General features: G+C 60.7%; 23 protein-coding genes. 15 read left to right on the top strand and 8 right to left on the bottom strand.

What is annotated here, in order from left to right; genetic code table 11:
• Positions 1–3: 3 nt before the first annotated feature.
• Entirely contained in the window at positions 4–540 is a 537-nt protein-coding gene (locus tag ACHPFG_RS23975) for an ATP-dependent zinc protease family protein (protein ID WP_065924789.1), read from the bottom strand.
• 273 nt (positions 541–813) lie between these two features.
• On the opposite strand from ACHPFG_RS23975, the gene ACHPFG_RS23970 reads away from it, so the two are divergent.
• The 6 genes from ACHPFG_RS23970 (at position 814) to prpD (ending at position 9,206) form a co-directional block, all read left to right on the top strand.
• The gene (locus ACHPFG_RS23970) at positions 814–1,524 is read left to right on the top strand and encodes a GntR family transcriptional regulator (RefSeq protein ID WP_131699699.1); all 711 of its coding nucleotides are present in this window, start codon (positions 814–816) and stop codon (positions 1,522–1,524) included.
• Positions 1,521–2,414: a methylisocitrate lyase gene (gene prpB / locus ACHPFG_RS23965; protein WP_027603670.1), complete on the top strand. Its 894-nt coding sequence runs from the start codon at positions 1,521–1,523 to the stop codon at positions 2,412–2,414. The genes ACHPFG_RS23970 and prpB overlap by 4 nt, the downstream gene beginning before the upstream one ends.
• A 42-nt stretch (positions 2,415–2,456) precedes the next feature.
• Positions 2,457–3,584, top strand: a complete 1,128-nt coding sequence (gene prpC / locus ACHPFG_RS23960; protein ID WP_431700607.1) for a bifunctional 2-methylcitrate synthase/citrate synthase — start codon at positions 2,457–2,459, stop codon at positions 3,582–3,584.
• 210 nt (positions 3,585–3,794) lie between these two features.
• Positions 3,795–6,389, top strand: a complete 2,595-nt coding sequence (gene acnD / locus ACHPFG_RS23955) for a Fe/S-dependent 2-methylisocitrate dehydratase AcnD (RefSeq protein WP_431700606.1) — start codon at positions 3,795–3,797, stop codon at positions 6,387–6,389.
• An 11-nt stretch (positions 6,390–6,400) separates the two neighbouring features.
• Positions 6,401–7,591, top strand: a complete 1,191-nt coding sequence (gene prpF, locus ACHPFG_RS23950) for a 2-methylaconitate cis-trans isomerase PrpF (RefSeq protein WP_431700605.1) — start codon at positions 6,401–6,403, stop codon at positions 7,589–7,591.
• Positions 7,592–7,721: 130 nt separating this feature from the next.
• Positions 7,722–9,206 carry a 2-methylcitrate dehydratase gene (prpD, locus tag ACHPFG_RS23945; RefSeq protein ID WP_431700604.1) on the top strand — a complete coding sequence of 495 codons (1,485 nt, stop codon included), beginning with the start codon at positions 7,722–7,724 and terminating at the stop codon, positions 9,204–9,206.
• Between the two features lie 62 nt (positions 9,207–9,268).
• On the opposite strand, the gene ACHPFG_RS23940 is transcribed toward prpD, so the two are convergent.
• The 5 genes from ACHPFG_RS23940 to ACHPFG_RS23920 are packed head-to-tail and all read right to left on the bottom strand — an operon-like array spanning position 9,269 to position 14,739.
• Positions 9,269–9,997, bottom strand: a complete 729-nt coding sequence (locus tag ACHPFG_RS23940) for an alanyl-tRNA editing protein (protein WP_431700603.1) — start codon at positions 9,995–9,997, stop codon at positions 9,269–9,271.
• A gap of 2 nt (positions 9,998–9,999) precedes the next feature.
• A complete protein-coding gene (locus tag ACHPFG_RS23935) occupies positions 10,000–10,992 on the bottom strand; it encodes a serine O-acetyltransferase (protein ID WP_259193745.1) in 993 nt (330 codons plus the stop codon).
• 37 nt (positions 10,993–11,029) lie between these two features.
• Positions 11,030–11,944 carry a PLP-dependent cysteine synthase family protein gene (locus tag ACHPFG_RS23930; RefSeq protein WP_431700602.1) on the bottom strand — a complete coding sequence of 305 codons (915 nt, stop codon included), beginning with the start codon at positions 11,942–11,944 and terminating at the stop codon, positions 11,030–11,032.
• A gap of 15 nt (positions 11,945–11,959) precedes the next feature.
• Positions 11,960–13,822 (bottom strand): molybdopterin-synthase adenylyltransferase MoeB, encoded by a 1,863-nt coding sequence (gene moeB / locus ACHPFG_RS23925; protein ID WP_431700601.1) that lies wholly within the window; start codon positions 13,820–13,822, stop codon positions 11,960–11,962.
• 23 nt (positions 13,823–13,845) lie between these two features.
• Positions 13,846–14,739, bottom strand: coding sequence for a DMT family transporter (locus ACHPFG_RS23920; protein WP_167361139.1), 894 nt, complete (start codon positions 14,737–14,739; stop codon positions 13,846–13,848).
• Between the two features lie 160 nt (positions 14,740–14,899).
• Between ACHPFG_RS23920 and ACHPFG_RS23915 the strand changes: the two genes are divergently transcribed.
• A complete protein-coding gene (locus ACHPFG_RS23915) occupies positions 14,900–16,324 on the top strand; it encodes a PLP-dependent aminotransferase family protein (protein WP_431700600.1) in 1,425 nt (474 codons plus the stop codon).
• A 129-nt stretch (positions 16,325–16,453) separates the two neighbouring features.
• Here ACHPFG_RS23915 and ppsR read toward each other — a convergent pair whose 3' ends face one another.
• Positions 16,454–17,272 carry a posphoenolpyruvate synthetase regulatory kinase/phosphorylase PpsR gene (gene ppsR / locus ACHPFG_RS23910; RefSeq protein WP_003175525.1) on the bottom strand — a complete coding sequence of 273 codons (819 nt, stop codon included), beginning with the start codon at positions 17,270–17,272 and terminating at the stop codon, positions 16,454–16,456.
• Between the two features lie 177 nt (positions 17,273–17,449).
• On the opposite strand from ppsR, the gene ppsA reads away from it, so the two are divergent.
• The 8 genes from ppsA to ACHPFG_RS23870 all read left to right on the top strand — a co-directional run bounded on the left by ppsA (position 17,450) and on the right by ACHPFG_RS23870 (position 25,549).
• Positions 17,450–19,825: a phosphoenolpyruvate synthase gene (ppsA, locus tag ACHPFG_RS23905; RefSeq protein ID WP_131699689.1), complete on the top strand. Its 2,376-nt coding sequence runs from the start codon at positions 17,450–17,452 to the stop codon at positions 19,823–19,825.
• A gap of 107 nt (positions 19,826–19,932) precedes the next feature.
• Entirely contained in the window at positions 19,933–20,922 is a 990-nt protein-coding gene (locus ACHPFG_RS23900; protein ID WP_431700599.1) for an alpha/beta fold hydrolase, read from the top strand.
• A 189-nt stretch (positions 20,923–21,111) separates the two neighbouring features.
• Entirely contained in the window at positions 21,112–21,603 is a 492-nt protein-coding gene (gene rraA, locus ACHPFG_RS23895; protein WP_431700598.1) for a ribonuclease E activity regulator RraA, read from the top strand.
• Positions 21,604–21,628: 25 nt separating this feature from the next.
• Entirely contained in the window at positions 21,629–22,624 is a 996-nt protein-coding gene (locus ACHPFG_RS23890; protein WP_027603685.1) for a zinc transporter ZntB, read from the top strand.
• A gap of 86 nt (positions 22,625–22,710) precedes the next feature.
• On the top strand, positions 22,711–22,956 hold the full coding sequence (locus ACHPFG_RS23885; RefSeq protein ID WP_015885347.1) for a hypothetical protein: 246 nt from the start codon (positions 22,711–22,713) through the stop codon (positions 22,954–22,956).
• A 2-nt stretch (positions 22,957–22,958) separates the two neighbouring features.
• Positions 22,959–23,783, top strand: coding sequence for a mechanosensitive ion channel family protein (locus ACHPFG_RS23880; RefSeq protein WP_431700597.1), 825 nt, complete (start codon positions 22,959–22,961; stop codon positions 23,781–23,783).
• 87 nt (positions 23,784–23,870) lie between these two features.
• Complete coding sequence (sigX, locus tag ACHPFG_RS23875) at positions 23,871–24,461, top strand: RNA polymerase sigma factor SigX (protein ID WP_003175518.1); 591 nt, start codon at positions 23,871–23,873, stop codon at positions 24,459–24,461.
• A gap of 107 nt (positions 24,462–24,568) precedes the next feature.
• Positions 24,569–25,549 carry an OmpA family protein gene (locus tag ACHPFG_RS23870; RefSeq protein WP_065873888.1) on the top strand — a complete coding sequence of 327 codons (981 nt, stop codon included), beginning with the start codon at positions 24,569–24,571 and terminating at the stop codon, positions 25,547–25,549.
• Positions 25,550–25,609: 60 nt separating this feature from the next.
• Here ACHPFG_RS23870 and cobA read toward each other — a convergent pair whose 3' ends face one another.
• Positions 25,610–26,353, bottom strand: coding sequence for a uroporphyrinogen-III C-methyltransferase (cobA, locus tag ACHPFG_RS23865; RefSeq protein WP_431700596.1), 744 nt, complete (start codon positions 26,351–26,353; stop codon positions 25,610–25,612).
• Positions 26,354–26,363: the final 10 nt, after the last annotated feature.

Genomic DNA, 26,363 nt, shown 5'->3' with positions numbered 1-26,363 from the left:
GGTTTACTCGGCGGTATGAGCGTCGGCGGCGCAGGCAGGTTTGCCTGCTGCGTATTTAAGACTGGGGTCGACCAGCGCATCAAAGCGTTTGAGCGCTTCGGAGCCGATCAGCAGCGGGTATTGGAAAGCGCTGCGGTCAGTCAAGTTCACTTCGATGCTGCGTAAAGCGGTGCCCATGCAGATATCCAGGGCAATCACTGGACGGGCGGTGTAGTTCTTGTCCTCATCGGGGTCGTAGTCGCCGGCGCGACGCTTGATCTTGCTGACGCGGGCCAGGGGGCGTTCGATGGGATGGGAATGGGCGGTGTCGATGGCCAGGTAGAAGCGCACCCAGGATTCGCCGTTGCGCTTGAAGCGCTTGATGTCGCGGGCGCTGAGGGAGGCGGTCTTGGCGCCGGTGTCGAGCTTGGCGGCTACTTCCAGGTCGATGCCGGCCAATTGGGCGTATTCATTGAGGCCATACACAGTCTTCTCGGCGGCAGCGCCAAGGCTCGGCATGGACAATAGGCAAAACAGTAGGGGGAAGGGCTTGAGTCTCATAGATCCTGAGGCGGTGCAGTGCGATGTTCAATTCAAGGCGACTGGCATTGCTGCGCAAGCTCCCTTCGTGCGCCGTTTCATCAAGTGATGTCAGGCAAATGCGGCGGGCATTCTAACATGATGCTTTTTTGGCGCCAGCGCTGGCAGCCGGCCATGCCCTGAGGGCGTGCAGCCGGGATTATTAGACGATTGTCGACAATATCGATTTATTCTTTGACTGGAGGCGGTTTATTGGCTAGTTTTTGCCGCATTGCTTTCAAGGGTGTCGACAATATGCTGGGTCAATCAGAAGCTCCGATAATGGCGTCGGACGAATCCCAAACGATGTCCGAGAACGTCTTCCGACGCATCCAGGCCGCCATCGTCAAGGGTGAGATCGCTCCCGGCAGCAAGATTTCCGAGCCGGAACTGGCTCGCACCTACGGCATCAGCCGTGGCCCGCTGCGCGAGGCCATCCACCGCCTCGAAGGCCAGCGCCTGCTGGTGCGCGTCCCTCATGTGGGCGCCCGGGTCGTGTCCTTGAGCCACGCCGAGCTGGTTGAACTGTATGAAATCCGCGAATCTCTGGAAGGCATGGCCTGTCGCCTGGCCGCCGAGCGCATGACCGACGTGGAGATCGAAGAGCTGCGCCAGGTGTTGCACACCCATGAGCGCGACGCCGCGTTCCAGGCGGGTGTCGGCTACTACCAGCAGGAAGGCGACTTCGATTTTCATTACCGGATCATTCAAGGTGCGGGTAACCGCACCCTCACTCAAATGCTCTGCGGCGAGCTGTACCAGCTGGTGCGCATGTACCGCATCCAGTTCTCCGCCACCCCTAATCGTCCACGCCAGGCCTTTGCCGAGCATCACCGCATTCTTGATGCGATTGCCGATCGCGACGGTGAACTGGCCGAGTTGTTGATGCGCCGGCATATCGGTGCTTCCAAACGCAATATTGCCCGTCATTTCCCAGGCGGCGCCCCTGATAGAGGTGAGTCATGAGTTCGAACAACAAAAGCACACCCGGCCAGCGTTTCCGTGACGCAGTCGCCAGCGAGCACCCTTTGCAGGTGGTCGGCGCGATCAACGCCAACCACGCGTTGCTGGCCAAGCGCGCCGGCTTCAAGGCGATCTACCTGTCGGGCGGCGGGGTGGCGGCCGGTTCCCTCGGCGTGCCGGACCTGGGCATCACCGGCCTGGATGACGTACTCACCGACGTGCGCCGTATCACCGACGTCTGCGACCTGCCGCTGCTGGTGGACGTGGACACCGGTTTCGGTTCCTCGGCGTTCAACGTCGCGCGCACCGTCAAATCGATGATCAAGTTCGGTGCCGCCGCGATTCATATCGAAGACCAGGTCGGCGCCAAGCGCTGCGGCCATCGTCCGAACAAAGAGATCGTGTCCCAGCAGGAAATGGTCGACCGCATCAAGGCCGCCGTGGACGCGCGCACCGATGACAGCTTTGTGATCATGGCGCGTACCGATGCCCTGGCCGTCGAAGGCCTGGAGTCTGCCCTGGAGCGTGCCGCCGCCTGCATCGAAGCCGGCGCCGACATGGTGTTCCCGGAAGCCATCACTGAACTGGAGATGTACAAACTGTTCGCCGCCCGTGTGAAGGCGCCGATCCTGGCCAACATCACCGAGTTCGGCGCGACGCCGCTGTACACCACCGAACAGTTGAAATCTGCCGATGTTTCCATCGTGCTGTACCCGCTCTCGGCCTTCCGCGCCATGAACAAGGCCGCCGAGAACGTCTACACCGCGATCCGTCGCGACGGCACGCAACAGAACGTGATCGACACCATGCAAACCCGCATGGAGCTTTACGATCGCATCGATTACCACACCTTCGAGCAGAAGCTTGACGCGCTGTTCGCCGCGAAAAAGTGACGAACACGCCTCCCTGAATAACGACAAAATTGGAGAAAAACCATGGCTGAAGCAAAAGTATTGAGTGGCGCCGGCCTGCGTGGCCAGGTCGCCGGGCAGACCGCACTGTCCACCGTGGGCCAGGCCGGTGCCGGCTTGACCTACCGTGGCTACGATGTGCGCGAACTGGCGGCCGATGCACAGTTTGAAGAAGTCGCTTATCTGCTGCTGTACGGCGAACTGCCGACCCAGGCCGAACTGGCCGCCTACAGCGCCAGGCTGAGCAAGCTGCGTGACCTGCCGCAAGCGCTGAAAGAAGTGCTCGAACGCATCCCCGCCGACGCCCACCCGATGGACGTGATGCGCACCGGTTGCTCGTTCCTCGGCAATATCGAGCCGGAAAAAGACTTCACCGTGCAACGCGACGTGACCGACCGCCTGCTCGCCGCGTTCCCGGCGATCATGTGCTACTGGTACCGCTTCAGCCACGACGGCAAGCGCATCGATTGCGTGACCGACGAGCCGAGCATCGGCGGCCACTTCCTGCACCTGCTGCACGGCAAGAAGCCGAGCGAGCTGCATGAAAAAGTCATGAACGTGTCGTTGATCCTTTACGCCGAGCACGAGTTCAACGCCTCGACGTTTACGGCGCGGGTGTGTGCCTCGACATTGTCCGACCTGTATTCCTGCGTCACCGCCGCCATCGGCTCCCTGCGCGGCCCGCTGCACGGCGGCGCCAACGAAGCGGCGATGGAAATGATCGAGCGTTTCGGCTCGGCGGAGGAAGCCGTCGAAGGCACCCTCGGCATGCTGGCGCGCAAGGACAAGATCATGGGCTTCGGCCACGCCATCTATAAAGACAACGACCCGCGTAATGAAGTGATCAAGGGCTGGTCGAAAAAACTCGCTGACGAAGTGGGCGACACCGTGCTATTCCCGGTCTCCGAAGCCATCGACAAGACCATGTGGGAACAGAAAAAACTGTTCCCCAACGCCGACTTCTACCATGCCTCGGCGTACCACTTCATGGGCATCCCGACCAAGCTGTTCACGCCGATCTTCGTCTGCTCGCGGCTTACAGGCTGGGCGGCCCACGTATTTGAGCAGCGTGCCAACAACCGCATCATCCGTCCAAGCGCCGAGTACACCGGCGTTGAACAGCGCAAGTTCGTGCCAATCGAACGTCGCTGAAGACCGACGATCCCAGGACTGGAATGAGGTCAAAGTGTGGGAGGGGGCTTGCTCCCGATGGCGGTGTGTCATTCAACACCTATGGCAACTGATAAACCGCTATCGGGGGCAAGTCGAAACGTCGCACCGCCCCTCCCACATTTGAATCGCATTTCAATTCTGGATCGGCCCAGGTCTTCCTTTTGCAATCACCGTGACCGAGTCCTGACGATGAACACTGAATTTCGCAAACCGCTCCCCGGCAGCCGCCTGGATTACTTCGACGCCCGCGCGGCCGTCGATGCAATCAGCCCCGGCGCCTACGCCACATTGCCCTACACCTCTCGTGTGCTCGCCGAGAACCTGGTGCGCCGCTGCGACCCGGCCACCCTCAATGCTTCCCTGAGCCAACTGATCGAACGCAAGCGCGACCTCGACTTCCCCTGGTTCCCGGCCCGTGTGGTGTGCCACGACATCCTCGGCCAGACCGCGCTGGTCGACCTCGCCGGCCTGCGTGACGCCATCGCCCTGCAAGGCGGCGACCCGGCCCAGGTCAACCCGGTGGTCCCGACCCAGTTGATCGTCGACCACTCCCTGGCCGTCGAAGCCGGCGGTTTCGACCCGGACGCATTCGAGAAAAACCGCGCCATCGAAGACCGTCGCAACGAAGACCGCTTCCACTTTATCGAGTGGACCAAAAAGGCCTTCAAGAACGTCGACGTGATCCCGCCAGGCAACGGCATCATGCACCAGATCAACCTGGAGAAAATGTCCCCGGTGATCCAGGTGCGTGACGGTGTGGCCTTCCCGGATACCTGCGTCGGCACCGACAGCCACACCCCTCACGTCGATGCCTTGGGCGTGATCGCCATTGGCGTCGGCGGCCTCGAAGCCGAGAGCGTCATGCTTGGCCGCGCCTCGTGGATGCGCCTGCCGGAAAGCGTTGGCGTCGAACTGACCGGCAAGCTGCTGCCAGGCATCACCGCCACCGACATGGTGCTGGCCCTGACCGAGTTCCTGCGTCAACAGAAAGTGGTCGGTGCGTGGCTGGAGTTCTTTGGTGAGGGCGCCTCCAAACTGACCCTCGGCGACCGCGCGACCATCTCCAACATGGCCCCGGAATACGGCGCCACGGCGGCAATGTTCTATATCGACCAGCAGACCATCGCCTACCTGAAACTCACCGGCCGCGAAGACGAACAAGTCACCCTGGTCGAGCAATACGCCCGTCATACCGGCTTGTGGGCAGACGACCTTAAAGGTGCGCAATACGAGCGTGGCCTCACCTTCGACCTGTCCAGTGTCGTGCGCAACATGGCTGGCCCGAGCAACCCGCACGCCCGCGTCGCCACCCGCGACCTGGCCGCCAAAGGCATCTCCGGCCAGTGGGATGAAGTGCCGGGGCAAATGCCTGACGGCGCAGTGATCATCGCCGCCATCACCAGTTGCACCAACACCAGTAACCCGCGCAACGTGATCGCCGCCGGGCTGCTGGCGCGTAACGCCAACAGGCTTGGGTTGACGCGCAAGCCGTGGGTCAAGTCGTCCCTGGCACCCGGTTCGAAAACCGTGGCCATGTACCTGGAAGAAGCCGGCCTCGGTCATGAGTTGGAAAAGCTCGGCTTTGGTGTGGTGGCGTTTGCCTGCACTACCTGCAACGGCATGTCCGGCGCGCTCGACCCGGTGATCCAGCAAGAGATCATCGACCGCGACCTGTACGCCACCGCCGTGCTCTCGGGTAACCGTAACTTCGACGGGCGTATTCACCCGTACGCCAAGCAGGCGTTCCTGGCTTCGCCGCCGCTGGTGGTGGCCTATGCCATTGCCGGCACCATCCGTTTCGACATCGAGAAGGACGTGCTCGGCTTCGACGGCGACGGCAAGGAAATCCGCCTGCAGGACATCTGGCCGAGCGATGAAGAAATCGACGCGGTGGTCAAGGCCTCGGTCAAGCCGGAGCAGTTCCGCGCGGTGTATATCCCGATGTTCGCCATTCACGAAGACACCGGCCCGAAAGTCGCGCCGCTGTACGACTGGCGCCCGCAGAGCACCTATATCCGCCGCCCACCGTACTGGGAAGGCGCCCTGGCCGGTGCGCGGCCGCTCAAGGGCATGCGCCCGCTGGCGGTGCTGCCGGACAACATCACCACCGATCACCTGTCGCCGTCCAACGCGATCATGCTCGACAGCGCTGCCGGCGAATACCTGGCGAAAATGGGCCTGCCGGAAGTCGACTTCAACTCCTACGCCACTCACCGTGGCGACCACCTGACCGCGCAGCGCGCGACGTTCGCCAACCCGAAACTGTTCAACGAAATGGTGCGGGAGAACGGCAAGGTCAAGCAGGGCTCCCTGGCGCGGATCGAACCGGAAGGCAAGGTCACGCGGATGTGGGAAGCCATCGAAACCTACATGGAGCGCAAGCAGCCGCTGATCATCATTGCCGGCGCCGACTACGGCCAGGGCTCGTCCCGCGACTGGGCCGCCAAGGGCGTGCGCCTGGCGGGTGTGGAAGCGATTGCCGCCGAAGGTTTCGAGCGCATCCACCGCACCAACCTGGTGGGCATGGGCGTGTTGCCGCTGGAGTTCCTGCCGGGCACCGACCGTCACACCCTGCAGATTGATGGCAGCGAAACCTACGACGTGATCGGCGAACGCACCCCGCGTGCGCAGCTGACGCTGGTGATCAATCGCAAGGATGGCGAACGTGTCGAGGTGCCGGTGACGTGCCGCCTGGACACCGCCGAAGAAGTGTCGATCTACGAGGCGGGCGGCGTGTTGCAACGTTTTGCCCAGGATTTCCTGGAATCGGCGACCACCGCCTGAAGAGGATGACCATGGCACACGCAGCGCAAATCAAGATCCCCGCCACCTATATGCGTGGCGGCACCAGCAAGGGCGTATTTTTCCGCCTCCAGGACCTGCCCGAGTCGGCGCAGGTGCCGGGAGCGGCGCGGGATGCCTTGCTGCTACGGGTGATCGGCAGCCCCGATCCCTACGACAAGCAAATCGACGGCATGGGCGGCGCCACATCGAGCACCAGCAAAACCGTAATTCTCGCCAAAAGCACCCGCGCCGATCACGACGTGGACTATCTGTTTGGCCAGGTCTCGATCGACAAACCCTTTGTCGACTGGAGTGGTAACTGCGGCAACCTGTCTGCGGCGGTGGGTTCGTTCGCCATCAGCGCCGGGCTGGTCGATGCGGCCCGCGTGCCCCGCAACGGTGTGGCCGTGGTGCGGGTGTGGCAGGCCAATATCGGCAAGACCATCATCGCCCACGTGCCGATCACCGACGGTGCGGTGCAGGAAACCGGCGACTTCGAACTGGACGGCGTGACCTTCCCGGCTGCCGAAGTGCAGCTGGAATTCATGGACCCGGCGGCGGAAGAAGAGGGCGGCGGCGGCTCGATGTTCCCCACTGGCAACCTGGTCGACGACCTCGAAGTGCCGGGTGTCGGCTCCTTCAAGGCCACGCTGATCAACGCTGGCATCCCGACGATTTTCATCAACGCCGAAGACCTCGGTTACACCGGCACCGAGTTGCAAGGCGCGATCAACAGCGACCCCAAGGCCCTGGCAATGTTCGAGACCGTACGGGCCCATGGCGCGTTGCGCATGGGGCTGATCAAACACCTCGACGAAGCCGCCCAGCGCCTGCACACGCCGAAGGTGGCGTTTGTGGCCAAGCCTGCGGATTACGTGGCGTCCAGCGGCAAGGCGATCAAGGCCGGCGATGTGGATTTGCTGGTGCGCGCCCTGTCCATGGGCAAGCTGCACCACGCGATGATGGGCACGGCGGCGGTGGCGATCGGCACGGCGGCGGCGATTTCCGGCACCTTGGTCAACCTCGCTGCAGGCGGCGTGGAGCGTAATGCCGTGCGCTTCGGGCATCCGTCCGGCACGTTGCGCGTGGGGGCTGAAGCCACCCAGGTGAACGGTGAATGGGTGGTGAAGAAAGCCATCATGAGCCGCAGTGCACGGGTGTTGATGGAGGGTTTCGTGCGCGTACCCGGCGACTCTTTCTAACGTCCAACACCAATCCCCTGTGGGAGGGGGCAAGCCCCCTCCCACAGTCATAAACAGGCATTCAGACCTGCGAAACGATCAACCCTGACCCTGAGGATGCAGCAACCCTAACTCACTTTGGAGATCTGCCATGAGCACCAACGTCGACCAGAACGACCGCCCCGACTACGACCAGGTCCTGCAGGACATTGCCGACTACGTCCTCAACTACCACATCGACTCCCAAGCCGCCCTCGACACCGCCCGCAACTGCCTGATGGACACCCTCGGTTGCGGCCTGCTGGCCCTGCGTTTTCCCGAGTGCACCAAGCACCTGGGGCCGATTGTCGAGGGCACGGTGGTGCCGTTCGGTGCGCGGGTGCCGGGCACGTCGTTGCGCCTGGATCCGGTCAAGGCGGCCTGGGACATTGGCTGCATCGTGCGCTGGCTCGACTACAACGACACGTGGCTCGCTGCCGAATGGGGTCATCCTTCGGATAACCTTGGCGGCATCCTTGCCGTGGCGGATCACCTGTCGCAAAAGCGCGTGGCCAATGGCGATGCGCCGCTGACCGTGCGCGCGGTGTTGGAGGCAATGATCATGGCCCACGAAATCCAGGGGGTGATTGCCCTGGAAAACTCGTTCAACCGCGTCGGCCTCGACCATGTGCTGTTGGTGAAAGTCGCCTCCACGGCGGTCACTGCCAAGTTGATGGGCGCCAACCGCGAACAGCTGCTGTCGGCGCTGTCTCACGCCTTCGTCGATGGCCAGGCCTTGCGCACTTACCGGCACGCGCCGAATGCCGGCTCGCGCAAATCCTGGGCGGCGGGGGATGCGTCGAGTCGCGGCGTACGCCTGGCGGACATCGCCCTGCGCGGCGAAATGGGCATCCCCGGTGTGCTGAGCGCGCCGCAATGGGGCTTCTACCATGTGCTGTTCAGCCACACCAATAACGACCTGGCGCTCAAGCCCGAGGACAAGCGTGCGTTCAGCCTGTCCCAGCCTTACGGCACCTATGTGATGGAAAACGTGCTGTTCAAGATCAGCTTCCCCGCTGAGTTCCATGCGCAAACCGCCTGTGAAGCCGCGGTGACTTTGCATCCGTTGGTCAAGGATCGCCTGCACGACATCGAGCGCATCGTGATCACTACCCATGAGTCGGCGATTCGCATCATCTCCAAGGTCGGGCCACTGGCCAACGCTGCCGACCGCGACCATTGCCTGCAATACATGACCGCCGTGCCCCTGGCATTCGGCAACCTGGTGGCCGAGCAGTACGAGGATGAGTTTCACGCCGCTCACCCGATCCTCGATGAACTGCGCGACAAGATGGTCATCGTCGAGGACCCGCGTTACAGCCGTGAATACCTGGAAGCCGACAAGCGTTCCATCGCCAATGCGGTGCAGGTGTTCTTCAAGGATGGCTCCAGTACCGGGCAAGTGGCGGTGGAATACCCGATCGGCCATCGCCGTCGTCGGGTGGAGGGCATTCCGATGCTGGAAGACAAGTTCAAGGCCAACCTGGCCACGCGGTTTACCGCGCAACGCAGTGCCGAGATCTTTGCGTTGTGCAAGGACCAGGCGCGGCTTGAAGCCACACCTGTAAACCGTTTCATGGACCTGTTCGTGATCTAGCAGGATGCGCCGAGCTTAACCTGTGGGAGGGAGCTTGCCCCCTCCCACAGTTGGAACCCCGCTCACTCAAACCGCAGGATCACCCGGCGGTTGTGCTTGCTCTTCTTCTCGATCTTCTCGCAGAACACCCGGCCGATTTCCTCGGTGTTGAGCACATGGGTACCACCGCATGGCTGGATATCGATCCCGCCGATTTCAATCACCCGTACCGAACCCTGGATCACCGGCGGCGCAACTGCCTGGGTACGGGTGATCTGCAACAGGGTGGCGTACTCCGAAGCGGGCATCGACAGGGTTTTGACCTCATGGGCCTGTTCGATCAGCGCATTGAGGTCACGGGTGATGCTGTCCTTGTCGAGGGTCATTTCCGGCAGGTCGAAATCCAGGCGACCTTTGTCGGCACTGATGCTGCAACCGGTCACTGGTGCGTCGATGAGCGAGCACAGCAGGTGCAGGCAGGTGTGCATTTTCATGTGCTGGTAGCGTCGCTCCCAATCCAGGTCGGCGTCCACCAGTACCCCGGCGATCAGTTGCTCGGGGCAGTGTTCTACCTGGTGCCAGATGATCGAACGCAGCACCGGGTCGCGCACCGTGCCGGTCACTTCGACCCGCGTACCGTCCGCCAGGGTCAAGTGGCCGGTATCGCCTGGTTGGCCGCCACCCGTGGGGTAGAACAGGGTGTGCTCCAGGGCGATGCCGTGTTCGCTGACGGCAATCACCCGGGCGCTGAATGCGTTCTGATAGGGCGCGCTGTCAAACAGCGCCAGGGTTTCCATGGTGTGCACGGACATGTTCAACCTCCGACGATCAGTGGGCTGGCTTGCAGCAGGTGGCGCACCATCGCGCTCAAGCCAGGGGGGGAGAGCAGGGTGATTTCGAATTCCGGCCCGCAGACTTTCAGGTTCAGCGGCAGGCGCGGCAGGTGGTTGCCGGATTCGAGGCGGTGCAGCCTGAATTGCAGGTGGTGACGCTCCTTTACCGTCGGCTCCAGCATCAAGCCTTGCAACGGGTGAAAGTCGGCGTCCAGCACCGTGACCTTATGGCTGGCATTGACCTCGCCGACCACGTGCAGGCGCTCATCGAGGGCGAAGGCGCCGAGGTAGTTGCTGTGGTCCGATTCATCGTTTTTTTGCAGTTGGATCTGGTTCACCACCTTCACCTTGGTGCCGGCGGGTACGTCCTGGGTGATCACACAGGAAGGGCTGATAAACACGTTGTCGCCGATCAGCACATAGCCCAGCACACGGGCGCCGGAGCCTACCTCGACGTTGTTGCCCAGGCGCGGATGGCGCTTGCCATCGGGGTTGTTGGCGATACCCCGGGCGCCCAGGGTCACGCCACAGAGGATGTAGCAATCGTTGCCGATCTCGCAGGTTTCACCGATCACCGTGCCGTAGCCGTGGTCGAGCACAAAACGCCGGCCGATACGCGCCGCCGGGTGGATTTCGGCCCCGGACAGGACCTTGCCCTGGTTGCTCAGCTTGAGGGCGATGCGTGAAAACACGCCGTTGGTCTGGTCGGGGAAATTCCACACCAGGTGCGCAAGCCGGTAATAGAGCACCGCCTTGAACGAAGCGTAGGACTCCAGGATCAGTTCGCCGCGCCCACGGGACGCCGGGTCGCGATAGGCGTAGGCGATCAAGTCCTCGGCCACCGCCTGGGCAGCATTCTGGATCAGTGGCGCGAGGTGCGGCTCCAGTTGTTTCATCTGCATGGGGGTGAGGGTCTTGATGAGCTGGGTGAGCAACTCATCGTGCAACTGTTGCATGTCGATAAAGCCGCCCATGGAGGCACCCCCGCATTCAGGCTGGTTGGAAGACCCGTTATTCGAAACTGGGCAGGTAGCTGTCGGCATTGTCGTAGACCATGGTCAATACCACCGTTTCGGGCGGCAATTCGGGGGCGAGCCTGGCGATGGCGACCATGTTGGCGGCGGAGGACAGGCCCAGGCTGATGGCGTCGGTGCGCATGATGCGTTTCATCATGTCGATGCACTCCTGGCGCGAGACCTTGAGCATGCCGTCGATCACCTCCAGGTTGAGGATGCTCGGGATCAGGCCGATCGACAGGCCCTGGATATGGTGCGGCGCGTGCTGGTTTTTCAGCAGGTCGCATTCTTCCGGCTCTACGCCCATCACGCGAAGGGCGGGCCAGGCGGCTTTCAGGGTCTCGCCGATGCCGGTGATGTGGCCACCCGTGCCGATGCCGCTGACGAAATAGTCAACACGGCGATCACCAAAGGCGCGGAGGATTTCCGGCGCGGTGGTTTCACGGTGGGTTTGCGGGTTGGCGCCGTTGCGTTGCTGGTTGAGCATCACATAGCTGGGGTTTTCCAGCTGCAGCTCCATGCATTTTTCGCCATGGGAGTTGTTGCCCAGGCGGCTGTCGGAGAGCACCACCTTGGCGCCGTACAGGCGCAGCAGCTTCTGTTTTTCGGGGCTGTAGTTGTCCGGGATCACCAGCACCACCTTGTAGCCAAGCACGTTGCCGGCCATCACCAGGCCGATGCCGGTATTGCCGCCGCTGGGTTCGATGATGGTTTGCCCGGAATCACGGATCAGCACGCCGCGCCGCTCGGCGTCGAGGATCATGCCCAGGGCGATGCGTGCCTTGTGGCTGCCGCCAGGGTTGAGGGATTCGAGCTTGGCGTAGACCTCGATGCCGAGGTCTTCGGAAAACTGCGCCAGGCGGACGATCGGCGTGTGGCCGATGGCGTCGAGAATAGAGTTATGCAACATCATTCAGTCCTCGGCTCAATACAGCGGCATGTCGGGTTCGACGTCGCGAACCCAGTGCTTCATGCCGCCCTGCAGAACTTTGGTGTTGGCGAATCCGGCTGCCAGCAATGTGCTGGCCGCCTGCTCGGCGCGGGTGCCGGCGTAGCAGATCAGGTAATGGGTGTTGTCACGGCTGAGGCGCCCGAGTTGGCCATCCAGCTCGGCCAGGGGGATATGCACCACCCCCGGTAATTTGCACACCTCCAGTTCGCTGGCGTCGCGCACATCCAGCAGCACGTCGGCGCTGCTGGGGTGTTCGAGTACCTGCTTGAGTACGCGCGGCTTGATGTAGCGCTCTTCGGCCAGGGACGGTTGGCTGGGCACGGCATCTGCGCACACGGTCGGTGCCTGGGTTTGGCTGTGGCGCAGGTCGGAGCAGCACGGGCAGTTGGCACGGCGCTTGAAACGGATTTCGCTGAACTTCATCGCCAGCGCATCGAAGCGCATCAGCCGGCCGGACAGGGGCTCGCCAATACCGATCAACAGTTTGATCGCCTCGGTGGCCTGGATCATCCCGACTACCCCGGGAAGCACGCCGATCACACCACCGGCGCTGCAATTAGGCGCCAGCTCTGCGGGCGGTGCGCTGGGGAACAGGCAGCGGTAGCACGGCCCGCCTTGGTAGTTGAGCACGCTGATCTGCCCGTCGAAACGGTAGATGGCGCCGTACACCAGGGGTTTGCCCAGTTGCACGCAGGCGTCGTTGACCAAGTAGCGCGTATCGAAATTGTCGGTGCCGTCGATCACCAGGTCATAGGCGCCCACCAGTTCCAGGGCGTTATCGGCGTTCAACGCGGTGTTGTGGGCGTTGATCTGGATATGGCGGTTGAGGTCCTGCAAGCGCTGCTTGGCGGACTCGACCTTGGGCATGCCCAGGGTGCTGTTGCCGTGGACGATCTGGCGTTGCAGGTTGCTGCTTTCCACTACGTCGAAATCCACCAGCCCCAGGGTACCGACACCGGCCGCCGCCAGGTACAGGCTGATGGGCGAGCCCAGGCCGCCGGTGCCGATGATCAACACCTTGGCGTTCTTGAGGTTCAACTGGCCTTCGCGGCCGACGCCGGGCAGGGTGATATGGCGCACATAACGTTGCACTTCTTCGTTGCTGAGGCTGTCGACGTCCATACCGCCGGAGGTGGCGAGCAGCACTTCGATGCGGGCTTTTTCCGGCAGCCGGTCGTCGGCGCTGATCAGCTCTTCCTCGGCGGTGAACAGGAAGTGTTCCTTGAGCTGGTTGTTCTTTTCGTGAAACAGATGGGCGCGCAACTGCGGGTGGCTGCTGCAGAGGTTTTCAATGACTTCGCGCAATGTCGATCCGGCGCCCTCGAGGGTCGATTCCGGCAGCTTGGCCACGCGAACCAGAATGTCGGGGAAAGAGACAGCGTTCATGGACAACTCCGTGTGCAGGTCGTTGAAGGGGGTTAGGGCGAAATGCTTGCCATCCCAGGCAAACAGTTTTGAACCCAGGGCCTGGCCCTGGCGAACGTCGACCACCAGGTAACTGACGGGGTAGATCGGCTCGCCCATGAACAGGGCCTTGTCCTGGTCTTCATCGCTGAAATAGGCGCCGACATCCGGGTGGGAGTGGTAGATCACCACCACCGGGTTGTCGCTGCGAAACGCCTTGTTCAGCAGCAGGGTGTCGGCCACCGAGAAGGTGTAGCCATTGGCCGCGCTGCGCGGGTACATCTCGGGGTTCTTGCGGTGCAGTTCGTTCTGGATGTTTTTGCCCAGGTATACGCTGCCGTCGGCGAAGACGAAGCCGCAGCATTCCTCGGGGTAGCTGCGGCTGGCGTGGGCGTAGATCTGTTCCAGGGCTTTGGGGCGGAGGACGTCCATGTTTCTCTCGCGTTGATGGAGGGTCAATTTTTCTTGGCCAGGAGTTTTTCAACGGGCAACTTGGTGATCGCAAAGCCGGCCAGCAGGATGGCCGAATACAGCATCAGGTCGCGGGAAATCGCCACGCCTTCGTACCAGGCACCGATGATCACCGCGAACACCGGGAAAATGATGAACACGAATGACAGGATGATCGGGCTCAAGCGCTTGAGCAGCATGAAATACACGATGAACCCTCCCACCGAAGCCACCAGCCCCAGGTAGAACAGCGCGCTCCAGGACCGCAGGGTGATGTTTTCGAAGGTCGGCGTTTCAAACCACAACCCGGCCACGAACAGCATCAGCCCGGCAATGCCGATGGGCAGGGTGTTGTAGGTGATCACGCTGATGGCGCTGCCTTTCTGCTTGGTAATCACGTAGCACAAGGCATGCATGATCGCGGCAGTCAGAATTGCGAGCACCCCGAAGAACTCGGCGTGGTCCAGGTGCAGGCCTTGGCTCCTGATGATCATGTAGAGGCTGCCGAAACCGATACCGATGCCGACCACCTGTGAAAAGTAGATGCGCTCGCGCAGGAACAACGCGGAGAAAATCAGGATAAACACCGGCATGCAACTGAACAGCAGGGCGGTGAGGCCGGATGACACATGCATCTCGCCGTAGTTGAGCAGGTAGTAGGGCACGCTGAAGTAGGACAGGGTCACGAACACGAAGAACCAGCGGCTCTCGCGCGGAAACAGGATGGGTTCACGGCGCACCATGGCGAAACACAGGAACAGCGGGAAGGCGATCAGGAAGCGCAGGCCGGCGGACGTCAGCGGCGGCACGCTCTCAACGGCGATTTTGATCCCCAGCCACGTGGTGCCCCAGCTCAGGCATACGATCAGGAACATCACACTGGTCACCAGCCCGGCCAGCCACTGTTTTTGCGTTTTGGTTTTGGCGGTGTTTTCGAGAACGGCGGACATTGGCATCGTTTATTGCTTCCCTGAGCCTGAATTGAACTCTATATTGAGCTTGTAATGAGTTGTAAAATTCGGCGATTGAACCCGTAAAAGCACACTATTAGGGCGAAAGATGGCTGTCAAAACAAATATTGACATGGTGTCAATTATGCGTGAGGGGTTGTCCAACGGGCAGGGCGTGAAGTACAAGCGCCTGTCCGACGTCATGGAACGGGGCATCCTCGAAGGCTTGATTGAGCCGGGACGAAAACTGCCGCCTCATCGGGTGCTTTCCGACAATCTGGGGGTGACCATCGGCACCATCAGCCGGGCCTATGGTGAGCTAGAGCGTCTGGGTTTGGTGGTAGCGCGAGTGGGTGACGGCACGTTCGTACGCAAGCGTGGGATGGAGCGCCAGCGTGATGAAGGCTTTCGTAACTTCAGCGAGGAGCCGCGCCAGTACTTCGACATGAGCCGCAACATGCATATCCCGGGTCAGGAAACCACCTTCCTGGCACAAAGCTTCCAAACCCTCTCGACCAACGCCAAGTTCCTCCAGGACATCAGTGCCTACACCCCGGACGCCGGCCTGCCGCGTTATCGCGATGCGGGCGCGCAGTGGCTGGTGCAGCGTGATTTTCATCCGATCCCCGAGCAGGTGATCTGCGTCAACGGCGGCCAGCATGGCCTGCTGTGCGCGATGATGGCCCTGCTGCGCGCTGGCGATACGGTGGTCACCGAACAATTGACTTACCCGGGGCTGATCACTGCCGCACGCATGCTGGGTATCCGCTTGATCGGCCTGGAGATGGACGAAGAAGGCGTGCTGCCGAGCGCGCTGGATGAAGTCTGTCGTAATCACCGGGTTTCAGCGTTGTATTGCACGCCGACCATCCAGAACCCGACCACGGCGGTGTTATCGGTGCTGCGCCGCGAAGCCCTGGTGAAGGTGTGCCGGGAACATAATCTGCTGATTCTTGAGGACGAAGCCCACGGCGTATTGGTTGAAGACCGTCCACCGCCCCTCAGCCATTTCGCTCCCGAACGTACGATTTTGATCAGCAGCCTGAGCAAGGCCGTGTCTGCCGGGCTGCGTGTGGGGTATGTGCATGCGCCCCCGGCGCTGGTCAGCCGTATCTCGGCGGCCTTGCGCTCCACCTGCTGGATGGCCACGCCGGTGACCCTGGAACTGGCGACGCAGTGGATTGAAAACGGCACGGCTGAATACCTGCTGCGCCAGCAGATCAACGAGATCAGCCGACGCAAAACCCTGGTGCAGGACTTGTTGATCGGCCTGGCGTACCGCACTCACCTGAACAGCCCTCACTTCTGGATCGAAGTGCCGGAGCCCTGGCGCGCGTCGGAAATCGAGGCGGAGCTCAAGCAGAATAATTACCTGATCGCCACCGCCGAGGCGTTTGCCGTAGGGCAGACGGCGGTGCCGCAGTTCATTCGGGCCAGTATCTGCAATACGTCGGGGGATGATCATTTGTTGCGGGCGGGGTTTGATGCGTTGGCGACGGCGTTGGGGCAGGGGGGAGGGCGGTTTCACCTATAGCGAGTGGACGTCCATGCTGTGAGCAGGCTTGTTGTGGCAAGCCCGAAAGCAAGCCAGTTAAGGAGGAGCACTGTAACTGTGGCGAGCGGGACAAGCCCGCTCGTCACAGTAAAACAGAGTATCAAGGTGTTATTTGAAGCGCCGTTCCACACCTTTCTCCACCAGAATCTTCGCCGAAATCTCTTCCACCGAAAAATGCGTGGAATTGATGTGCGCAATATTCTCGCGACGAAACAGATTTTCTACTTCGCGCACTTCGAATTCGCACTGGGCATAGCTGGAGTAGCGGCTGTTGGGCTTGCGCTCGTTGCGGATGGCGGTGAGACGGTCCGGGTCGATGGTCAGGCCGAACAGCTTGTGCGAATGGGCGCGCAGCGCCGCAGGCAGCGTCAGGTGCTCCATGTCGTCTTCGGTCAGCGGGTAGTTGGCCGCACGGATGCCGAATTGCATGGCCATGTACAGACAGGTGGGCGTTTTGCCGCAGCGTGACACGCCGACCAGGATCAAGTCGGCCTTGTCGTAGTAGTGGGTGCGAGCGCCGTCGTCGTTGTCGAGGGCGAAGTTCACCGCCTCGATACGCTCCATATAATTGGAGTTATGCCCGATGGAATGGGACTTTCCGACCGAATAGGAGGAGTGTTCGCTCAACTCCTGCTCCAGCGGCGCCAGGAACGTCGAGAAAATGTCGATCATGAAACCATTCGACGTTGCGAGAATCTCACGGATGTCTTGATTGACGATGGTGTCAAAAATGATCGGCCGAAAGCCGTCTTTTTCAGCCGCCAGATTGATTTGTTGTACCATAGCCCGCGCTTTATCCACGCTGTCGATATAGGGCCGTGTGAATTTTGCGAACGTAACGTTTTCGAACTGAGCGAGCAGGCTTTGACCCAGGGTTTCGGCTGTAATGCCGGTGCCGTCGGAGATAAAGAAAGCAGATCGTTTCATTTGAGCCCTGGGCCTTAAGCTGATGACGAATCTTGGATATGATAGGCGCGATTTTGCCGCCCCATAGTGGGCCGCATTCTCACTTATTTTCCAGGTCCAGGCCACAAACGCGGGTAATCGCTCCTACGAGCAGCCGGCGTCCTGAGCTTTTCCAACACAGTTAGTGGAGAGATCACCTTGGTAGAGTACGTAGTTTCCCTCGATAAGCTCGGCGTCCATGATGTAGAGCACGTAGGGGGCAAGAACGCATCCCTCGGCGAGATGATCAGTAATCTTGCAGGCGCAGGTGTGTCGGTGCCCGGTGGTTTCGCCACCACGGCACAGGCCTACCGCGATTTCCTCGAACTGAGCGGCCTCAACGCTCAGATCCACGCCGCGCTGGATGCCCTGGACGTCGATGACGTCAACGCCCTGGCCAAAACCGGCGCCCAGATCCGCCAATGGATCATGGAAGCCGAGTTCCCTGAAAAACTCAACGAAGAAATCCGCACCGCCTTCGCCACATTGTCGGCGGGCAACCCTGACATGGCCGTTGCCGTGCGCTCCTCGGCCACCGCCGAAGACTTGCCGGATGCTTCTTTCGCGGGTCAGCAAGAAACCTTCCTGAACATCCGCGGCGTGGAAAACGTGATCCGCGCAGCCAAGGAAGTGTTTGCCTCGCTGTTCAATGACCGCGCCATTTCCTACCGCGTGCACCAGGGTTTCGACCACAAGCTGGTGGCCCTGTCTGCCGGTGTGCAGCGCATGGTGCGTTCGGAAACCGGCACCGCCGGCGTGATGTTCACCCTGGACACCGAGTCGGGCTTCCGTGACGTGGTGTTTATCACCGGCGCCTACGGCCTGGGCGAAACCGTTGTACAAGGCGCGGTCAACCCCGACGAATTCTACGTACACAAACACACCCTTGAAGCCGGCCGCCCGGCCATCCTGCGCCGCAACCTGGGCAGCAAGGCGATCAAGATGATCTACGGCGACGAGGCCAAGGCCGGTCGTTCGGTGAAAACCGTGGACGTCGACAAGGCCGAGCGCGCGCGCTTCTGCCTGAGCGACGCGGAAGTCAGCGAATTGGCCAAGCAAGCGATGATCATCGAAAAGCACTACAAGTGCCCGATGGACATCGAATGGGCCAAGGACGGGGACGACGGCAAGCTGTACATCGTGCAGGCCCGTCCGGAAACCGTGAAAAGCCGTACCTCGGCCAATGTCATGGAACGCTACCTGCTCAAGGAAACCGGCACCGTGCTGGTGGAAGGCCGTGCCATCGGCCAGCGCATCGGCGCCGGCAAGGTGCGGATCATCAAGGACGTGTCCGAGATGGACAAAGTCCAGCCTGGTGACGTGCTGGTTTCCGACATGACCGACCCGGACTGGGAACCGGTGATGAAGCGTGCCAGCGCCATCGTCACCAACCGTGGCGGGCGTACCTGCCACGCGGCGATCATCGCCCGCGAACTGGGGATCCCGGCAGTGGTCGGTTGCGGCAACGCCACCCAACTGCTCAAGGACGGCCAGGGCGTGACTGTGTCCTGCGCCGAAGGCGACACCGGCTTCATCTTTGAAGGCGAGCTGGGCTTCGACATCAAGCAAAACTCCATCGACGCAATGCCCGACCTGCCGTTCAAGATCATGATGAACGTCGGCAACCCGGACCGTGCCTTCGACTTCGCGCAGTTGCCGAACGCCGGTGTGGGCCTGGCCCGTCTGGAGTTCATCATCAACCGCATGATCGGCGTGCACCCCAAGGCCCTGTTGAACTACGACGGCCTGCCGCTGGACATCAAGGAAAGCGTGGACAAGCGCATCGCCGGCTACAACGACCCAGTGGGCTTCTACGTCGAGAAGCTGGTGGAAGGCATCAGCACCCTGGCGGCGGCGTTCTACCCGAAAAAGGTCATCGTGCGCCTGTCGGACTTCAAGTCCAACGAATACGCCAACCTGATCGGCGGCAAGCTCTACGAGCCGGAAGAAGAAAACCCGATGCTGGGCTTCCGTGGCGCTTCGCGTTACATCAGCGAAGCGTTCCGTGACTGTTTCGAGCTCGAATGCCGCGCCCTCAAGCGTGTGCGCAACGAGATGGGCCTGACCAACGTCGAGATCATGGTGCCGTTCGTACGTACCCTGGGCGAGGCGAGCCAAGTGGTCGACCTGCTGGCCGAAAACGGCCTGTCCCGCGGCGAAAACGGCCTGCGCGTGATCATGATGTGCGAACTCCCGTCCAACGCCATCCTGGCCGAGGAGTTCCTGGAGTTCTTCGACGGTTTCTCCATCGGTTCCAACGACCTGACCCAGCTCACCCTGGGCCTGGACCGCGACTCCGGGATCATCGCTCACCTGTTCGACGAGCGTAACCCTGCGGTCAAGAAGCTGCTGGCCAACGCCATCCAGGCGTGCAACAAGGCCGGCAAGTACATCGGTATCTGCGGCCAAGGCCCTTCCGATCACCCGGACCTGGCCAAATGGCTGATGGAGCAGGGTATCGAAAGCGTCTCGCTTAACCCCGATTCCGTGCTGGAAACCTGGTTCTTCCTGGCGGAAGGCCAAGCGTCCGCCTAAGGTCGTGATGTCAAAAGTGCCGGTCCCCCCGTCGAGGGTGACCGGCATTCTTATCTGTGCGGGGCGGAAATCCTTCCGGACGCCGCCCTTTTTTGTGCAAGAGCATTATGCAAAGCAGCAGCAACCTGTTTCCCGTCGCCCTGATCAGTGCTGAACGTCGTGGCGACCTGAGTGAAGATGTGTACCGCCTCAAGCCCGGTAACAGCCCCGACGGTACCGTCGAGCTGGCCGTTACCCGTTTGGGCCTGGCCGATGTCCCTGAGAGCCGGGGCATCCCGGTTATTTTGTTGCACGGCAGTTTTTCCAATCGGCGCTTCTGGTACTCGCCCAAGGGTATCGGCCTTGGCGCCTACCTGGCACGCCAGGGGTTCGATGTGTGGATCCCGGAAATGCGTGGCCACGGGCTGTCCCGGCGCAATCAGGACTACGCCCGGAACCGGGTCGCCGACTACGCGCGCTACGACTTGCCGGCCATTGGCGCGTTTGTGCGTGAGCAAAGTGCGCAGATTCCCCATTGGATTGGTCACTCTCTGGGCGGCACAACCCTGGCGGCGGCCCTGGGTGGGCAGCATCTTGGCGCGCCGGCGGTGGCCTCGGTGGCCTTGTTTGGCTGTCAGGTCAGTCGCAGCCACTGGCCGTTGAAGCTTCCGCCGGTGGAGTGGACCGGCCGTCTGCTTTTAAAGCGCTTCGGCGGAGTGTCCGGCTCGCGGCTCAAGCGAGGACCGGAGGACGAACCGGCGGGCGTGCTGATCGAAGCCATGCGCTGGAATGGCCTGTTCGGTCGCTTTGGCGAAGGTAAGCGGGATTGGTGGAAAGGCCTGGCGGATGTCGACGTGCCGCTGTTGGCTGTGAGCGCGGCGGGCGATCAGCAAGATCCGGACTGGGCTTGCCGCAAGCTGTTCGAGCAGATCGGCTCCGAGCACCGTCAGTACCTGTGCCTGGGGCGTCAGCAAGGCTTTACCGAGGATTTCGGGCATGTGGAAATGCTGGTCAGCAAAGCCGCCCAGGCCGAGGTCTGGCCGCTGGTAAAACAATGGTTAAACGATCCACTGACACCTTTGTTGGGTGCCAAGCCTGAGGCATTGGTCGTAGTTTGACGCAGGGCTCTGCCAAGGGCGTTTCGCTCGTGTGTGGTTGCGGCTAAGATATGACGCGTTAAACGCTTCTGGTCATATTCAGTCGCTCACTGGTTATTGCGTTGCGACGAAGCGGATGGGATGTTGCGCACCGGCTCCGGCTGGCGCTTCTTTCGAAAGACACTTCTTTGACGGAAAGGAATTTTTTCAATGAACCATTACGTGACCCCCGACCTGTGCGACGCCTACCCTGACCTGGTGCAGGTGGTCGAGCCGATGTTCAGCAACTTCGGCGGCCGAGATTCCTTTGGCGGCGAGATCGTCACCATCAAATGCTTCGAAGATAACTCCCTCGTCAAGGAACAGGCCGACCAGCCGGGCGCCGGCAAGGTGCTGGTGGTCGACGGTGGCGGTTCCCTGCGCCGCGCGTTGCTGGGCGACATGATCGCCGAGAAAGCCGCTAAAAACGGCTGGGAAGGCCTGATGATCTACGGCTGCATCCGTGACGTCGATGTCATCGCCCAGACTGACCTGGGCGTACAGGCGTTGGCCAGCCATCCGATGAAAACCGACAAGCGCGGCATCGGTGACCTGAACGTCGTGGTGACATTTGCGGGTGTGACGTTCCGTCCAGGTGAGTACATCTACGCCGACAACAATGGCGTGATCGTCTCGCCAAGCCCGCTGCAAATGCCTGAATAAACCGCAATAACCAACAGGGGTGAGGATGTTCGAGGAAGAAAACGCGCAGTGGGGGCTGGTGCATGCCCTGGTGCTGGACGGTAAAGGCGGTGCGCGTTCGATTGCCCGGACTGAGCTCGACGACTTGCAACTGCAGCCCCAGGAAAGCCTGTGGCTGCACTGGGATCGCAGCCATCCCCAGACCCAGACCTGGCTGCGCAAATCCAGTGGCTTGAGCGAATTCGCCTGTGACCTGCTGCTGGAGGAGAACACCCGCCCACGCCTGTTGCCGCTGCCGGATGCCGAGTTGCTGCTGTTCCTGCGCGGGGTCAACCTCAATCCGGGGGCCGAGCCGGAAGACATGGTCTCGGTACGTATCTTCGCCGCTGCCAGCCGCGTGATTTCCCTGCGTCTGCGCCCGCTGCGCGCCACCGATGAGCTGCTGGTGCAGTTGGCGGATGGCAAGGGGCCGAAAACCGCCTCGGAGCTCATCCTTTATATGGCTCAGTACCTGACCAACAAGGTTCAGGATCTGGTCACGGATTTGTCGGAAATCGTCGATGCTGAGGAAGAAAAACTCGATACCGACGAACGGTACACACCTGAACATGGCAGTGTTTTGCAGATCCGTCGCCGAGCGGCCGGGCTCAAGCGTTTCCTGTCGCCGCAGCGGGATATTTTTGCCCAGCTCACGCGGATAAAATTGCCGTGGTTCTGTGACGACGATGCCGACTACTGGAACGAATTGAACAACAGTCTGACCCGCTACCTGGAAGAGCTCGAATTGACCCGGGAGCGCGTGGGGCTTGTGCTTGAGGCCGAAGACCGGCGCTTGAGCGTGCGCATGAACCGCACCATGTACCGCTTCGGGATCATCACGGGGATCTTTCTGCCGATGAGTTTCCTGACCGGTTTGCTGGGTATAAATGTGGGTGGCATACCGTTCTCTGCCAGCCCTTACGGATTCGTGATTGCATGCCTGTTGATGGTGTCGGTGGCGCTGGGGCAATGGTGGTTGTTTCGACGATTGCGCTGGGTTTGAGCTGAATATGACCTGAACGTAGGAAGGGTCCTATGTGACCCCAGGAATTTTACCCTCGTCTTTTAAATCACTTGCGAGAGGTCTTTATGCACGATCCGTTCGAACAGTCTTTGCGTGACATGCTCAATGCCTCGCCGTCCAACCGCGACGACGATGCCTGCCTGGGCCGTGTGCTGAAAACGGCTAATCGCCAGGTGGGCGCGGGTGACCTGTTCGGCCTGCTCGGCCGCTGGATGCCGGCGTTGATGATGGCCCTGAACAACGGTTCGGCCCACGTATCGCCGGTTTCCCGTCGTAAACCTCTTGCTCGCACTGCTGATAAGGCTGATTGAATATGGAACTTGATCTCTGGACCCAGAGCCTGGTCACCGCGATGACCGCATTGTGGACCAAGGTGGCGAATTTCATTCCCAACCTGTTTGGTGCCCTGGTCCTGGTGTTGCTGGGCTTTGTCGTGGCCAAGCTGCTCGACACCCTGCTGTCCAAGTTGCTCGCAAAACTGGGCCTTGACCGCCTGATGGCAGGCACCGGCCTGACCAAGCTGCTGGGGCGCGCCGGGCTGCAGGTGCCGATCTCCACGTTGATCGGCAAGATCGTCTATTGGTTTGTTTTGCTGATTTTTCTGGTTTCCGCGGCGCAATCCCTTGGACTTGAGCGAGTTTCAGCTACGCTCGACATGCTGGCGCTGTATTTGCCGAAGGTTTTCGGCGGCGCGCTGGTGCTCCTCGTAGGCGTTTTACTCGCACAATTGGCCAATGGGCTGGTGCGCGGTGCCGCCGAAGGTGTGGGATTGGACTATGCCGCTGGCCTGGGGCGAATCGCCCAGGGGCTGGTGATCATCATCAGTATTTCGGTCGCGATCAGCCAGTTGGAGGTCAAGACTGACCTGCTTAACCACGTGATTGTGATCGTTTTGATTACCGTTGGTCTGGCCGTTGCGCTGGCCATGGGGTTGGGAAGCCGGGAAATTGCCGGCCAGATTCTTGCGGGAATCTATGTGCGTGAGTTGTATCAGGTTGGGCAACAGGTGCGTGTGGGCGAGGTCGAAGGGCAAATCGAGGAGATCGGCACAGTCAAGACGACGGTGCTGACCGATGACGGCGACCTGGTGTCGCTGTCCAATCGGATTCTCCTCGAGCAGCATGTCAGTAGCCGCTAACCCGGTAAACCCTGCTAATGTACGCCGCCGCAAGCCCGGCTGACCGGGCTGTAGTGGACATTGACCTGACTGTCGGCACGACTTGTTTTGAATAAAGCCCAAACGCTGTCCACGCGCTATGACCCCCGTGAGCTCTCTGATGAGGAGTTGGTCGCGCGCGCACACACGGAGCTGTTTCACGTAACTCGCGCGTATGAAGAATTGATGCGCAGATATCAACGCACTCTGTTCAACGTTTGTTCAAGGTATTTAGGGAACGATAGAGATGCGGATGATGTCTGTCAGGAAGTGATGCTCAAGGTGCTGTACGGCCTGAAGAACTTCGAGGGCAAATCGAAGTTCAAGACATGGCTATACAGCATCACCTACAACGAGTGCATCACGCAGTATCGGAAGGAACGGCGAAAGCGTCGCTTGATGGACGCCTTGAGTCTGGACCCCCTTGAGGAGGCGTCTGAAGAAAAGGCGCCGGCACCCGAGGAGAAGGGCGGACTTGATCGCTGGCTGGTGTATGTGAACCCGATTGACCGGGAAATTCTGGTGCTACGATTTGTCGCAGAGCTGGAATTCCAGGAAATCGCTGACATCATGCACATGGGTTTGAGTGCTACAAAAATGCGTTACAAACGTGCTCTAGATAAATTACGTGAGAAATTTGCGGGCGAGACTGAAACTTAGTGCGTGGCAAATATCTCTTACGTGTAGGCAAGTTCTGTTAGACTTGTCGCCGAGTTGTCCCCCGGTTTGTGGGACTGCTTTACAATCACCAGATGGGGATTTAACGGATGAAACTGAAAAACACCTTGGGCTTGGCCATTGGTTCTCTTATTGCCGCTACTTCTTTCGGCGTTCTGGCACAAGGCCAAGGCGCAGTTGAAGGCGAGCTGTTCTACAAGAAGCAGTACAACGATAGCGTCAAGCACATCGAAGACGGCTTCAATCCTGGCGCTCGCATCGGTTACTTCCTGACCGACGACCTGTCCTTGAACCTGTCCTACGACAAGACCAACCACACCCGTTCGAACGACGGTACTGGTAACCAGAAGATCAAAGGCGATACCGGCAGCCTGGTTGCCCAGTATCACTTCGGTCAAGCTGGCGTAGACAGCCTGCGTCCATACGTAGAAGGCGGCTTCGGTCACCAGAGCCGTACCAACGTTCAGGCTGACGGCCACAGCGGTCGCGACCAGACTACCTTCGCTACCGTTGGTACCGGCGTGAAGTACTACTTCACCAACAACCTGTACGCTCGTGCCGGTGTTGAAGCTGACTACGGTCTGGACAACGGCAAGTGGGACTACTCCGCACTGGTTGGCCTGGGCGTGAACTTCGGCGGTAACGCTGGCGCAGCTGCTCCAGCTCCTACCCCAGCACCAGCTCCAGAGCCAACTCCAGAGCCAGAAGCTCCAGTTGCTCAGGTTGTTCGTGTTGAGCTGGACGTTAAGTTCGACTTCGACAAGGCCGTTGTTAAGCCTAACAGCTATGGCGACGTGAAAAACCTGGCCGACTTCATGGCTCAGTACCCAGCTACCAACGTAGAAGTTGCTGGTCACACTGACTCCGTAGGTCCAGACGCTTACAACCAGAAGCTGTCCCAGCGTCGTGCTGACGCTGTTAAGCAAGTCCTGGTTAAAGACGGCGTGGCTCCTAGCCGTGTAACTGCTGTAGGTTACGGCGAATCCCGCCCAGTTGCTGACAACGCAACTGAAGCTGGTCGTGCTGTTAACCGTCGCGTAGAAGCGTCGGTTGAAGCTACCGCTCAGTAATTACTGAGATGTAGAAAAAAACCCGGCTTCGGCCGGGTTTTTTTTCGCCTGGAGTTTGTCTCAGGCGCTGACTGCGGTAGCGACGTAAGCCGTCTGCTCGGTGGCTGCAACATGGCCGATCACCAGAATCGCCGGGCTCTTCAAGGCAAATGCCTGGGCGTCTTCATGCATCCGCGACAGCTGGCTGCGGCATTCGCGCTGTTGGGGCAGTGATGCATTCTCGATCATCGCCACCGGCATATCTGCCGCCATCCCACCTTCCAGCAATTGCTGGCGAATCTCCTCCAGCTTGGCCACTCCCATATACACCACCAATGTCGTGCCGCCTTCCGCCAGCGCGCGCCAATTAAGGCTGCTGTCGTCCTGGGTATGGGCCGTGACCAGGGTCACACCGCGGCTGACGCCACGCAACGTCAGTGGAATCGCGCAATTCGTTGCGCCCGCCAGCCCGGCGGTAATCCCGTTGACCAACTCTACTTCGACGCCGCGTTCGCGCAGCCACATGGCTTCTTCGCCACCGCGCCCGAAAATGCATGGGTCACCCCCCTTTAGCCGCACCACGCATTTGCCTTGGCGGGCGTAACGCAGCATCAGGCGGTGGATGAAGTCCTGCGGGGTCGAGCGGCAGCCGCCGCGTTTGCCAACCGTGATCACTCGCGCCTTGGCGCAATGCTCCAGCACCGCCGGGTTGACCAAGTCATCGATCAGTACCACATCGGCTTCGTGCATGGCCCGTACAGCCTTGAGGGTCAACAACTCCGGGTCGCCAGGGCCCGCGCCCACCAGCCAGACTTTTGCGTTCATGGGTTTTTTC

The organism is Pseudomonas sp. BR20 (genome assembly GCF_050780135.1).
In the GTDB taxonomy this organism is placed as follows: domain Bacteria; phylum Pseudomonadota; class Gammaproteobacteria; order Pseudomonadales; family Pseudomonadaceae; genus Aquipseudomonas.
The sequence above is the reverse complement of the archived record's forward strand: the minus strand, read 5'-3'. Positions and strand labels throughout refer to the sequence as shown.